General features: G+C 71.1%; 15 protein-coding genes. 6 read left to right on the top strand and 9 right to left on the bottom strand.

The features are described from left to right. Positions 1 to 109: 109 nt before the first annotated feature. Genes ABZU76_RS25480 through ABZU76_RS25490 form a run of 3 tightly spaced genes read left to right on the top strand, consistent with a single transcriptional unit; the run spans position 110 to position 2,551 of the window. Positions 110 to 874 (top strand): alpha/beta fold hydrolase, encoded by a 765-nt coding sequence (locus ABZU76_RS25480; RefSeq protein WP_354873750.1) that lies wholly within the window; start codon positions 110 to 112, stop codon positions 872 to 874. Then, a complete protein-coding gene (locus tag ABZU76_RS25485) occupies positions 874 to 1,404 on the top strand; it encodes a hypothetical protein (RefSeq protein ID WP_354873752.1) in 531 nt (176 codons plus the stop codon). The genes ABZU76_RS25480 and ABZU76_RS25485 overlap by 1 nt, the downstream gene beginning before the upstream one ends. Before the next feature lie 10 nt (positions 1,405 to 1,414). Then, positions 1,415 to 2,551, top strand: coding sequence for a glutamate--cysteine ligase (locus ABZU76_RS25490; protein ID WP_354873754.1), 1,137 nt, complete (start codon positions 1,415 to 1,417; stop codon positions 2,549 to 2,551). Here the strand turns inward: ABZU76_RS25490 and ABZU76_RS25495 are convergent. The 3 genes from ABZU76_RS25495 to ABZU76_RS25505 all read right to left on the bottom strand — a co-directional run bounded on the left by ABZU76_RS25495 (position 2,548) and on the right by ABZU76_RS25505 (position 4,217). Further along, positions 2,548 to 3,405, bottom strand: coding sequence for an NUDIX domain-containing protein (locus ABZU76_RS25495; RefSeq protein WP_354873756.1), 858 nt, complete (start codon positions 3,403 to 3,405; stop codon positions 2,548 to 2,550). The two genes, ABZU76_RS25490 and ABZU76_RS25495, sit on opposite strands and share 4 nt — an antisense overlap. Positions 3,406 to 3,541: 136 nt before the next feature. Then, positions 3,542 to 3,949 (bottom strand): hypothetical protein, encoded by a 408-nt coding sequence (locus tag ABZU76_RS25500; protein ID WP_354873758.1) that lies wholly within the window; start codon positions 3,947 to 3,949, stop codon positions 3,542 to 3,544. Further along, on the bottom strand, positions 3,921 to 4,217 hold the full coding sequence (locus ABZU76_RS25505) for a zinc finger protein (protein ID WP_354873759.1): 297 nt from the start codon (positions 4,215 to 4,217) through the stop codon (positions 3,921 to 3,923). The genes ABZU76_RS25500 and ABZU76_RS25505 overlap by 29 nt, the downstream gene beginning before the upstream one ends. Before the next feature lie 123 nt (positions 4,218 to 4,340). Between ABZU76_RS25505 and ABZU76_RS25510 the strand changes: the two genes are divergently transcribed. After that, complete coding sequence (locus ABZU76_RS25510) at positions 4,341 to 5,180, top strand: helix-turn-helix transcriptional regulator (RefSeq protein WP_354873761.1); 840 nt, start codon at positions 4,341 to 4,343, stop codon at positions 5,178 to 5,180. Further along, positions 5,177 to 5,404 (top strand): DUF397 domain-containing protein, encoded by a 228-nt coding sequence (locus tag ABZU76_RS25515; RefSeq protein ID WP_354873763.1) that lies wholly within the window; start codon positions 5,177 to 5,179, stop codon positions 5,402 to 5,404. The genes ABZU76_RS25510 and ABZU76_RS25515 overlap by 4 nt, the downstream gene beginning before the upstream one ends. A 74-nt stretch (positions 5,405 to 5,478) precedes the next feature. Here ABZU76_RS25515 and ABZU76_RS25520 read toward each other — a convergent pair whose 3' ends face one another. Genes ABZU76_RS25520 through ABZU76_RS25545 form a run of 6 tightly spaced genes read right to left on the bottom strand, consistent with a single transcriptional unit; the run spans position 5,479 to position 9,808 of the window. Then, positions 5,479 to 6,432: an ROK family protein gene (locus ABZU76_RS25520; protein WP_354873789.1), complete on the bottom strand. Its 954-nt coding sequence runs from the start codon at positions 6,430 to 6,432 to the stop codon at positions 5,479 to 5,481. A gap of 15 nt (positions 6,433 to 6,447) precedes the next feature. Next, complete coding sequence (locus ABZU76_RS25525) at positions 6,448 to 6,933, bottom strand: hypothetical protein (RefSeq protein WP_354873765.1); 486 nt, start codon at positions 6,931 to 6,933, stop codon at positions 6,448 to 6,450. Then, a complete protein-coding gene (locus ABZU76_RS25530) occupies positions 6,930 to 8,090 on the bottom strand; it encodes an ArsA family ATPase (protein WP_354873767.1) in 1,161 nt (386 codons plus the stop codon). Before ABZU76_RS25530 ends, ABZU76_RS25525 begins: the two co-directional genes overlap by 4 nt. 5 nt (positions 8,091 to 8,095) lie before the next feature. Further along, on the bottom strand, positions 8,096 to 8,533 hold the full coding sequence (locus tag ABZU76_RS25535; RefSeq protein ID WP_354873769.1) for an SRPBCC family protein: 438 nt from the start codon (positions 8,531 to 8,533) through the stop codon (positions 8,096 to 8,098). Between the two features lie 27 nt (positions 8,534 to 8,560). Further along, the gene (locus ABZU76_RS25540; RefSeq protein ID WP_354873771.1) at positions 8,561 to 9,355 is read right to left on the bottom strand and encodes a metallophosphoesterase; all 795 of its coding nucleotides are present in this window, start codon (positions 9,353 to 9,355) and stop codon (positions 8,561 to 8,563) included. Positions 9,356 to 9,364: 9 nt separating this feature from the next. Further along, positions 9,365 to 9,808, bottom strand: a complete 444-nt coding sequence (locus ABZU76_RS25545; protein ID WP_354873773.1) for a polyketide cyclase / dehydrase and lipid transport — start codon at positions 9,806 to 9,808, stop codon at positions 9,365 to 9,367. A 114-nt stretch (positions 9,809 to 9,922) separates the two neighbouring features. Here ABZU76_RS25545 and ABZU76_RS25550 point away from each other — a divergent pair, with 114 nt between their 5' ends. Then, positions 9,923 to 11,719 (top strand): long-chain fatty acid--CoA ligase, encoded by a 1,797-nt coding sequence (locus tag ABZU76_RS25550; RefSeq protein WP_354873775.1) that lies wholly within the window; start codon positions 9,923 to 9,925, stop codon positions 11,717 to 11,719. Positions 11,720 to 11,841: the final 122 nt, after the last annotated feature.

Genomic DNA, 11,841 nt, shown 5'->3' on the forward strand with positions numbered 1-11,841 from the left:
ATCTCACAGCGGTACCAGGCAGTTCCGGGCACCGGCCGGGGCCCCACAAGACCACTCGACCGTGAGAGCATGGAAGACCTAGACCGCTTCGATCGGAAGGGCGTTCGTCATGGGCGTGCTCGCCGGCGCGGAACCGTTCGCCCACACCGGTTCCTCCGGGGCCGGGTTCCTGCTGTGCCACGGCTTCACCGGGACGCCGGCCGGGCTGCGGGCTTGGGGCGACCACCTGGCCGCAGCCGGGTTCAGCGTGCGCTGCCCACTGCTGCCCGGACACGGCACGCGCTGGCAGGACCTGAACCGGACCACGTGGGAGGACTGGTACGGCGCCGTCCGCGAGGAGCTGCTCGCCCTGCTGGCCGAGAACGACACGGTGTTCGTCGGCGGGTTGTCGATGGGCGGCACGCTCACGCTGCGCCTCGCCGAGGAGTTCGGCGACCGGATCGCCGGGATCGTGCTGGTCAACCCGTCGGTCACGCGGCTGAGCGCCGACGCGAAGCTGCTGCCGCTGCTCGCGCGCGTGATCCCGTCGATCCCCGCGATCGCCAACGACATCGCCAAACCCGGGGTGACGGAGCTGGCCTACCCGCGCACGCCGGTGCGCGCCGCCGCGAGCTTGGCGCGCCTGTGGAAGCTCGTGCGCGCCGACCTGGGCAAGGTCACGCAGCCGGTGCTGCTGCTGCACTCCGCTGTCGACCACGTGGTGGAGCCCGAGAACTCGCGGATCGTGCTGGCCGGCGTCGCCAGCACGGACGTGACCGAGGTGGTGCTCGAGAACAGCTTCCACGTCGCGACGCAGGACAACGACGCGGAACTGATCTTCGGCCGCAGTGTCGACTTCGCCCGGTCGCTGCGGGCGGGACAGGTGGGTGCCTGATGACCCGGGGGAAAGGCACGGACGGACCCGAGGACGTCGACGCCACGTTCGCCGAGATCGTGGCCGACCTGCGTGCCGAGGGCGTGGGCTTGTTCCTCGAAGAGGACGCGCTCGAGCTCGCCGACGACACCGCGGGCGAGCAGGCGGGCGACCCGCCCCCGCCGCCGGCCGCCAAGACCGATACGAAGCCCGACAAGCCCGAGAAGGCACCCGAGACCGACAACTGGCGCACGGGCGGCGCCACGTGGGACGCCACGATGTTCAGCGACGACCCGGCCGAGGACGACGAGCACTTCGTGCCGCCGGAGCCGCCGCCGCTGCCGCGCCCGCGCAAGGGCGCGTTCGTGGTGCTGCTGTTCTTCGTGGTGGGGCTGCTCCTGCTGATCGTGCCGAACCTGATCGGCGTCGGGCCCGCGCTGGCGACGCCGCTGGGGATCCTCGCGCTCGCCACCGCCATCGCGCTTCTGCTGCTGCGGGTGCGCCAGGGCCCGCCGCCGGGTGCCGACCCGACCAACGGCGCCCAGGTCTGACCGGGCGGGTATGCGGATCGACTTCAGTCCTTCGCGCCGTTCGACGATCGGTGCGGAGTGGGAGCTGGCCCTGGTGGACCTGCGCAGCGGCGAGCTGGCCTCGGTCGCGGAACGGATCCTCGACGCGGTGCGCCCCGACGGCGCCGACGAGCACCCCAAGATCAAGCAGGAGCTGCTGCTCAACACCATCGAGGTGATCAGCGGCGTCTGCACCACCGTCGCCGAGGTGAAGGCCGACCTGGCCGAGTCGCTCGACGTCGTGCACAAGGTCACCGACCCGCTGGGCGTGGAGCTGTTCTCGGCGGGCACGCACCCGTTCTCCAACTGGTACCGGCAGAAGGTGACCGACAAGGCGCGCTACGCCAAGCTGATCGACCGCACCCAGTGGTGGGGCCGGCAGATGCTGATCTACGGCGTCCACGTGCACGTCGGCCTCGACCACCGCGACAAGGTGCTGCCGGTGCTCGACGCGCTGCTCAACTACGCACCGCACCTGCAGGCGCTTTCCGCGTCTTCGCCGTATTGGGGCGCGGAGGACACGGGCTACGCGTCGAACCGCGCGCTGATGTTCCAGCAGCTGCCCACGGCCGGGCTGCCGTTCCAGTTCCGCGAGTGGGCGGAGCTGGAGCGCTACGTGGCGGACATGTTCACGACGGGCGTGATCGACCACTTCTCCGAGATCCGCTGGGACATCCGGCCCGCGCCGCACTTCGGCACGATCGAGATGCGCGTGTGCGACGGCCTGCCGACGCTGGAGGAGGTCGGCGCGATCGCCGCGCTGACACAGTGCCTCGTCGAGGACTTCAGCACGCGCCTCGACCACGGCGAGCAGCTCCCGGCGTTGCCCCCGTGGCACGTACAGGAGAACAAATGGCGTGCCGCGCGCTACGGCACGGACGCGATCATCATCCTCGACGCGGCCGGCCGCGAGCGGCTCGTCACCGACGACGTCACCGACCTGCTGGAGAAGCTCGAACCCGTCGCGCGGCGGCTCGACTGCGTGGCGGAGCTGCGTGACGTCGAGACGATCCTGAAGTACGGGCCGAGCTACCGGCGCCAGCGCGCAGTGGCCAAGCAGCACAACGGTTCGCTGAAAGCCGTCGTCGCGTCGCTGGTCGCGGAGATGCGCGACGGGATCGCGCGTTAACCGGCGTCCAGCTCGCGCAGCAGCGTGCCCGGACCCATGATCGACGCGCCCAGCGCGGTGACCCGGGACCGCAGCTCGCGGTCGGCCGTGACCACCACGACCTGGTCGCCCGGCCGGGCCTGGGCGGTGACCTCGACGATGTGGGAATCACCGTCGGCGGGAGCCGTCGCGATCTCGACGCCAGGCACCGGTTCGACGCCGCGCGCCTGGCCTTCGACGACGAGGACCACGCGCGGCCACCACTCCCACGTCGGCCCGGCGCCGATCCCCGCGACGGCGTCGGCGATCCCGCGCTCGGCCAGCAGCGCCAGCCGGTCCCGCAGTCGCTCGGCAGCGCCGCGACGGTCGCGCCACCAGCCGTCGGGACGGGAGCCGACGACGTTGGCGCCGTCGACGATCAGCACGAGCTCGCGGTCGAGCTGTACCCGCAGCCCTGGCCACGATTCGGCGAAGTCACGGTGCAACGGCAGCTCGGCCACGTCTTCGGGCGCGACCCACCGCAGCTCGGCGCTCTCCTGGTTGGCCACCCGCGCGTCGAGCGCGCTGTCGGCGACGCCGAGCACAGTGGTGTAGCGCCAGGTTCCGTGATCGAGCACCGACGCCGACAACGCGCGGAACGCGGTCTTCGGCACGTCGGCCTCTTCCCACGCCTCGCGGGCCGCCGCCTCGCGCACGGTCTCGCCCGTCTCCAGTGCGCCGCCGGGCAGGGCCCAGGTGCTGCCGTTGTGCACCCACCAGGCGCGCCGCTGCAGCAGCACCCCGCGTGCGGGATCGGACAGGAGCAGCCCGGCCGCGCCGTGCGCACCCCAGTGCAGCCGCCCGCACGAACACCGCACGAACCGGTTGGCGGTCATCGGCGTCACCCGGCCAGCCTTCCACAGGAAGCCCGCCGGACGCAGCCTCCTGGTGGGCAACCGTGATCGTCGGTCTTGGCCGTCAGGCGCTCAGCCGTGATCCTCAGGTGATCGCCGGGTGATCGCCGGTTGATCGTCAGCCGCGTTCGCTGAGCCGTTCCGCGACGAACGCGGCGCAGGCGTCGAGGTTGTCCTTCAGCCGGGCCGCGCGCTTGCGCAGGACTTCCAGTTCGAGCCGGCTCGGCGGCCGGTTTTCCCTGAGCCGCCAGACGACTCCCGCCAGGCGGATCGACAGCCCGTAGGTCACGGCGTCGGCCGAGTCCAGGAGTTCCTGCAGCATGCGCTGGTCACCGGTGGTGAGTCCCGGGGCACTCGGCCGAGGTTCACGAGTGCTCCGGGACGCGCCGGCCCTGCCACCACCCGACGTGGCGGCAGGGGTCGTGGCGTCTCCGGCAGGTGCGGCCGGAGAGCTGTGCGCGGCGTCCGCTGCCGCGGCACCGGACTCGTCTTGCGGGTCACCGGCGACGCGGAGTCGTGCGGTCATGGATCAGCCCTGCACCTTCGAGAACGCCTTGCGCAGCGAGCCGGTGGTCGGCCGCGGGGCCGGAATGCCCAACGCGCGGCGGAACGCCGTGTCGCAGCTCGGGCAGGTCGGGTCGAGCCAGGGGTTGCCGGGGCGGTGGACGTCGTTCTCCCCCCACGGTCGGCTCCGCGCCGCACAAGGCAGCGAACGTCGCCCCGGCGTCGAGGGACCCGTGGTGCACAGCCGCTCTCGCGTGACGCTGACCTGCCGCCTGTTGCCACACGTACATGAAGCCCTCCCCTGGATCTGCTGTATCGCTACCCCTGAGATGGTGGCCTGTGCATGCACAGTTTTCAAGCAAACTTGTTAGATGCACCCGAATGAGGTGCACCGTTTCTGGTAGATTTTGTGCATGCCCAGCACACGCGCGACACCCCGGCAGGTCGAACTCGGCGCACTGTTGCGCAGGATTCGCAAGCGTGCCGGGCTTTCCCAGCCGCAGGTGGCGGCGTCGGTCAACCGGTCACACTCACATATTTCGCGACGCGAGCGCGGCGAACTCGGCTTCGAAGAGCAGGCCGAACTCGAACGCACTTTGACGGTCACCGGCGCCACCAGCGAAGAGACCATCGAGGCGCTTCGCCTCTTCCGCGACGGAGCCGACCCGAACTGGCTGATTCCCGGCATCGCGCGAGACCTCGCGGTCGTCACCGAATACGAATCAGTGGCGAACAGCATCTTCGCATTCCAGCCATCGGTGATCCCCGGTCCATTGCAGACCGAGGAGTACGCCCACGCCGTGATGGTCGGAGGATCGAGCACGGAAGTCGGGATCGAGGACCGGCTCAAACTGCGGATGGCGCGGCGAAAGACTTATCTGGCCGGCAGCACGCGGTTCGAAGCCATCATGGGCGAGCAGGCGATCCGCTATCCGGCCTGTCCCCGCGATATCGCGATCCGGCAGCTACGAGACCTTTGCGAGGTTGCCGCGCTGCCGCACATCTCGATCCAAGTCATGCCGTTCCGGCTCGGATATCACCCTTCGAGAGAAGGCGGATTTGTCTTGATGCGCTCGGACGCGACGACTGTGGTCCACGTCGAGCACTACCGTTCGTCGTCTACGCTGACCAACGCGCGTGACATCAAGGACTACCTGGACGCGGCGGACAAGATCCGTCGTGACGCGGTGGGTGCTGTTGCTTCGGCGCGGCTCATCGCGGAGATCGCGGATGAGTTGGAGCGGACTGGATGAACGAAGGTGCTTGGCGGACGTCGTCGTACAGCGGTAATCAGGGAGAGTGCGTCGAAGTGCGCACGCTTGTCTGGCGGACGTCGTCGTACAGCGGAAGTCAGGGCGAGTGCGTTGAGGTGAGCACGCTCTCCGAGCAGGCCGGTGTGCGCGATTCGAAGGATCGCGACGGCGGCACCCTGCTGCTCGGCGGCGATGCCTGGCGGGCGTTCCTGGAACGCCTCTGACAAAGCGGTTCTGACCATGCGATGAACGTGCCCCCAGCATCCCGACGGTGCTGGGGGCACCTTCGTTTCAGAACTCAGCCGGCGACTTCGGCGACCGGCGCCTTCGCCGCGTCCAAAGCCAGCGCGGCGGCGCCGACGATCGCCGTGTCGTCGCCGAGGTGGGCCGTGCGGATGCGGGCCAGCGGCCGGTACCGCGCGCCCGTGATGGCGCCCGCGTAGTGCTCACGCGCCTCGTCGAGGAACATTGGCGCCGACTCGGACACGCCGCCGCCGATCACGATGATCTCGGGGTCGAACACGTCGGCGACCAGCGCGAGGCCCTCGCCCAGCCACTTGGCCAGCTCGGCCATCGCCCGCAGCGCGATGGGGTCGCCGTCGCGGGCGGCGCCGGCGACGCGGCGGCCCGTGACCGAACCCGGGTCGCCCGCGACCTCGCGCGAAAGGACCGTGGAGCGGCCCGGGTAGCGGGCCAGCAGCTCGACGGCGGTGGCGGCCAGCGCCGTGCCGCTGCAGTAGCGCTCCCAGCAGCCGTACTTGCCGCACGGGCACGCGCGTCCGCCCGGCACCACGGTGAGGTGGCCCAGCTCGGGAGCGACGCCGTAGGCGCCGCGGTAGATCTCGCCGTCGAGCAGCAGCCCGGCGCCGATGCCGGTGCCGAGCGCGACCAGCGCCGCCACCTGCGCGCCGCGGGCCGCGCCGAAGCGGTGCTCGCCGACCACGGCCGAGTTCACGTCGTGCTCCAGCGTCACCGGCAGGCCCACGCGCTTCTCGATGCGGTCGGCCACCGGCGCGTCGCGCCACGCGAGGTGCGGCGCGAACATCACCGACCGGCGGTCGCGCGCCACGAAACCGGCCACGGCCAGCCCCACGGCGGCGACGTCGTGGCGGTTGCGCAGGTCCTCGACGACGCCCGCGATGGCGTCCTCGAGCGCGTTCTCTTCACTCGGTGTCCCGACGCGTGTGGTGTCCAGGAGCGATCCCCGCTCGTCCACCACACCGGCGCGCACGCTCGTGCCGCCGACGTCCACCCCTATCGTCAGCACTCAGTTCTCCTGCTCCGGCCGCCAGTCTTCCCGCTTGCGGACGGCGATGTGCTGCACCCGGGCAGCGGCTCCCGGGTCGTCCGCGGGGCTGGGCGCAGGTTTGGGCGCGGGCCGGAAGCCCGGCATGTGCACACCCTCGTCGGGCTCCCAGCGGTCCGCGAGCACCGCCCGCAGCAACGCCACCAGTTGCGCCGCCTGCTCCAGCAGCCGGGCGGCGAACTCCGGCCGTTCACCTCGCACGACGGCGACGATCGCACACAACGGGCACCAGCCGCACCCCGAAAACCCCGCAGTCCCCGAAGCCCCCGCAGCGCCCGGCTCGGTGTCGTGGGACGTCTCGTGGACCTCGTCCCGGCCGTGCCCGGCGGCCATCAGCCCTTCCAGCCACGGCGCGGCGCGCTCGACCACCAGCTCCACGAGCAGGCGGATCTCCTCCGCCAGCCGCAGGCCTTCGGCCCCGTACCCGGGCTCGTCCTGTTCGCTCACGCGCGACCCCGGTTCCCGGCCAGGCTGATGACCAGGCCGCCCGCATCGGATTCCGCGCCGGTGATCCGGCACGGCCGCAGCGTCTCCGGCAGGGCGATCAGCCTGCGGAAGCCGTCCACGGTGATCGCCAAGTCGTCGTCGACGCGGGCGAGGTCCACGTCGGCCTCCCGCAGCAGCGGGATCGCGACACGCAGCCGGAAACCGTCGGCCTCCGGCGTCACCTGCAGCAGCGGAGTTACGGGCTTTCTGGTGCCGGACAAGGGATCCCGCGTGCCGTAGAGCTCGCGGGCCAGCTCGGCGAGCGCCTCGGCGCCCACCGGTTCGCTCGCCCGGTGCTCGACGCGCGCGAGGTCGGCCGGCCCGAAACCGGCGGCCGCGAGCTCGGCCAGCACGGCGTCCTGCTGGGCGCGCCGCGTGCGCAGCCAGGTGGCCGCCGAACCGCGCCAGAACCCGGGCGCGGGCATCAGGCGGTTGGCGATCAGCCCGTCGACGGCGATGCCGCGCAGGGCCAGCGACGTGAGCGTGCGGCGGGCTTCCGCGACGACCACGCGCTCCGGTGTGAGGACCAGCCGCACGGTGGTCACGGACCGGTCGGTGAGCAGCTCGCGCAGCGAGTCCAGGTGCGCGCCCAGCCGCCGCACGGAACCGGCGACCCGGCCGCGGCGGCCGTAGGCCTTGTTCAGGTACCCCGCGACGGCCTCGGGCAACGCCAGCAGGCGCAGCGTCTCGGCGGTCGGACCGCAGTCGACCACCACGGTGTCCCACGGCCCGTGCCCGGCCAGCCGCTGTACCTCGCCGAGGGCGAGCAGCTCGTCGACACCCGGGAGCACCGTCAGCTCCTCGGCGTCGAGCGTTTCGAGCCCGGCGCCGGCCAGCAGCGTCCGCAGCTGGTCGCGCAGCTCGTGCCACGTCCGGTCGGCCAGCGCGCGGGAGTCCACCTGGGCGGCCCAGAGGCCGGCGGGCGAGCCGTCGCGGCGCTCGTCCACTTCGGACGGCTCCGAACCCAGCGCCGCGCCGAACGCGTCGCCGAGGGAGTGCGCCGGGTCGGTGGAGACCACGAGGGTCTTCCTGCCGCGCCCGGCGAGGGCGGTGGCGGTGGCCGCGGCGAGCGTGGTCTTCCCGACACCCCCCTTGCCGGTGAACAGCAGGATCCGCATGTCGCCTAGCCTTCGGCCCGTCGCTTCAGCTCCTTGAGCGCCGTGTCCATCACCATCTTCTCGGCCTTGCGCCGGAGCAGGCCGATCATCGGCAGCGCCAGCTCGACCGCGAGCGTGTAGGTGACCTTCGTGCGCCCGTCGCGCAGCGCTTCGAGTGCGTAGCGGCCGTTCTGCGCCTTCTGCATCTGGCCCTTGACCAGGCGCCAGCTCACGCCGAGCCCGGTCGTGTCCCAGTCGTACTCGAGCGTGTAGACGTCCTTGATCGGCCCGGCGTCCAGGGTCAGCTTCACCTGCTTGGCCCGCCCGGCGTCGTCGGTGCCCAGCACCTCGACCTCCTGGACGGCCTTGGCCCACTCCGGGTACGCGGGGAAGTCGGCGATCACCGTCATCACCCGTTGGGGCTCGGCGTCGACCTCGATGGACTGCGTGGACTGCTCGGCCATGGGACGAAGCGTAGCCGGAGAGTCGCGTCACCAGCGCAGCACGTACGGCTGCCCGGTCTCCTTGAAGTGACCCACGTTACGGCACTCGGTGTGACCGAGCCGCCGCCGAGAGGCCAGCGGCTGGTGCACATGGCCGAACACCGACCAGCGCGGCCTCTGCTCGCGGATGAGCTCCAGCAGCGCCCGCGAGCCCAGCTCGGCGCGTCGCGCGACCACGTCGTAGGTCAGCTCGGCCACCGCCGGCGGGATGTGCGTGCAGAGAACGTCGACGTCCGACAGCTTGGCCACGCCCTCGTCGAACTCCTCACGGGCCCGCAGGTAGGGCCGCCACGCGGCGCCCTTGCGCGGCCGCGGCACCACGCCTTCCGGCAGCACCGCTCCCCCGACGAACCCGAAGCGCAGACCGCCGATGATGGTGACCTCGCCGTCGAGCACCTGCACGCCGTCGCCGACGAACTCCGGCCACAGGTCGGGCGAGTCGACGTTGCCGGGCGTGGCGTAGGTCGGCGCGGTCATCGAGGCGAAGAGCGTGGCGTACTGCTCGCGCATGGCCTCGTCCACGGCCGAGGCCGGGTCGTCGAGCGTGGCCCACAGCGTGCGCGAGTAGGCCACGGTCTCGTCGCGGGTGCCCTCGCGGCGCAGGCGCGCGAACTGCGCCACCTTGTCCGCACCGAACAGGGCGCCCATGATGCCCTTGTCGTGCTCGCGGTAGTCGACGAAGTCCAGCAGGTCGCCGAGCACGACCAGCGCGTCGGCCCCTTCACCCGCCCGCTTCAGCGCGTCGGCATTGCCGTGCACGTCCGAAACGACGTGAACCCGCACAAGACCCTCCTAGTCAGTGGCCTCGAGGTCGGTGGTCTCAAGGTCTTCGGCCCGCGGCGGGATCCCGGGCTCGCGCCCGTCCTCGAGGACGTGCTTGAGCTCCAGTGCGAGGTGCTTCGCCGCGCGGGCCCGCCGGTCGAACTCCCGGCGCAGCTCACGCGGAGTCAGGGTCCGCGGCGCACCGCCGGGGCCGGCGGGCGTCGCGCGCAAGAAGTAGTGCAGCACGGTGCCGTCGAGCACAGGTTCCAGCCAGACCTCCATCGTACCGACGAGCGCACCCGTCACGGTCCAGCGCAAACCCTTGTCGCCACGGTCGGTGTACACCTGAAGGGAAAGGTCCGGCCAATACCGCCGCCAGGCGCCCGGGTCGGCGAACGCCGCGGCGATCGTGCTCGGCGGAACCACGATGAAGGTCTCGTCCACGAGATCGAGAGCGGGTGGTCCGGGGTTCACAGGCGCAGAATGTCACGACCTCGTACGGCGGGTCGGCGCGGCGTGGTCTTAAGGTCTACGGCAAGCTAAGTTGACCGGCGGGTAACCCCGCACGCGTCGAACACGGAGGTCCACGTGCGCGAATACAGCGCCCCCGCCGGGAAGCCGGTGACCGACGACGAGAACCTGGCCGACGTCGTCTGGGCGAACGCCGAGCGGTTCTCCGACGTCGTGAGCTTCCGCCGGCAGGTGGAGGGCACCTGGCTGGACGTGACGGCCAAGGACTTCGCCGACCAGGTCGCGGCCGTCGCCAAGGGCCTGATCGCCGCCGGCATCGGCCACGGTGACCGCGTCGCGCTGATGTCGAAGACCCGCTACGAGTGGACGCTGATCGACTTCGCGATCTGGGCCGCGGGCGCCGTCACCGTGCCGATCTACGAGACGTCGTCGCCCGAGCAGGTGCATTGGATCCTGTCCGACTCGGCCGCCAAGGCCGTGCTGGTAGAGACCGACACGCACCACGGGTCCGTGGACGCGATCCGCGACCGGCTCACCACGCTGCGCCACACCTGGCAGATCGAAGGCGCCTCCCCCGCGGTCGACGAGCTCACCGCGCTCGGCGCCGAGGTCACCGACGAGGACCTGCACGCGCGCCGCCGCGAGGTCAGCGCGGGCGAGCTGGCCACGATCGTCTACACCTCGGGCACCACGGGCCGGCCGAAGGGCGTCGAGCTGACGCACCGCAACCTGCTGGCCGAGATCCGTGCCGACATCGAGGCGTTCCCCGAGCTCATGGAGCAGGGCAACTCGCTGCTGTGCTTCCTGCCGCTGGCCCACATCCTGGCCCGCGCGATCGCCGTGACCGCGCTGTCGGCCCGCGTGACGCTGGGCCACACGCCGGACGTGAAGAACCTCGTCGCGGACCTCGGCACGTTCCGGCCGACGTTCGTGGTCGCCGTGCCGCGCGTGTTCGAGAAGGTCTACAACTCGGCCAAGCAGAAGGCCCACAGCGAGGGCAAGGGCAAGATCTTCGACGCCGCCGAGGCCACCGCGGTCGAGTACAGCCAGGCGACGGACAAGGGCACCGTCTCGTTCGGGCTGCGCGCCAAGCACCTGGTGTTCGACAAGCTCGTGTACAGCAAGCTGCGCGCGGCGCTGGGCGGCCGCTGTGTCGCCGCGGTGTCCGGCGGCGCCCCGCTGGGCGTGCGCCTGGCCCACTTCTTCCGCGGCATCGGCGTGCCGGTGTTCGAGGGCTACGGCCTCACCGAGACCTCGGCCGCCGCGGCCGTCAGCACCAAGACGGCGTTCCGCGTGGGCACCGTCGGCAAGCCCGTGGCGGGCACGTCCGTGCGCATCGCCGAAGACGGCGAGATCCTGCTCAAGGGCACCGTGGTGTTCGGCGCGTACTACAACAACCCCGCCGCGACCGCCGAGTCGCTCACCGACGGCTGGTTCCACACCGGCGACCTCGGCGAGCTCGACGACGAGGGCTTCCTCAAGATCACCGGCCGCAAGAAGGAGATCATCGTGACGGCCGGCGGCAAGAACGTCGCGCCGTCGGGCCTCGAGGACACGATGAAGGCCTCACCGCTGATCAGCCAGGCCATGGTGGTCGGCGACCAGCGGCCGTTCATCGCCGCGCTGGTCACGATCGACGAGGAGTTCTTCCCGTCCTGGAAGACCCAGCACGGCAAGCCCGCGCAGGCCACCGTCTCCGACCTGGCCGCCGACCAGGACCTGCTCAAGGAGATCCAGACGGCGGTCGACGAGGCCAACAAACAGGTCTCCCACGCCGAGGCGATCAAGAAGTTCACCGTGCTGGCCAAGGACTTCACCGAGGCGAGCGGCGAGATCACGCCCTCGCTCAAGCTCAAGCGCAACGTCGTCAACAAGAACTACGCTTCCGACATCGACGCGCTCTACAAGCGGTAATTTTGGCCCCGGCTGTATTTTTGGCCCCGGCTCCGCCGGGGCGTGCGAGATCGCCTGGAAGCCGGCTTCCCGATTGTGCGGTGGGGGGGGGGCGGGGGGGGGCGCACCCCCCCAAACCTCAG

The organism is Amycolatopsis sp. NPDC005232, assembly GCF_040607795.1.
In the GTDB taxonomy this organism is placed as follows: Bacteria; Actinomycetota; Actinomycetes; order Mycobacteriales; family Pseudonocardiaceae; genus Amycolatopsis.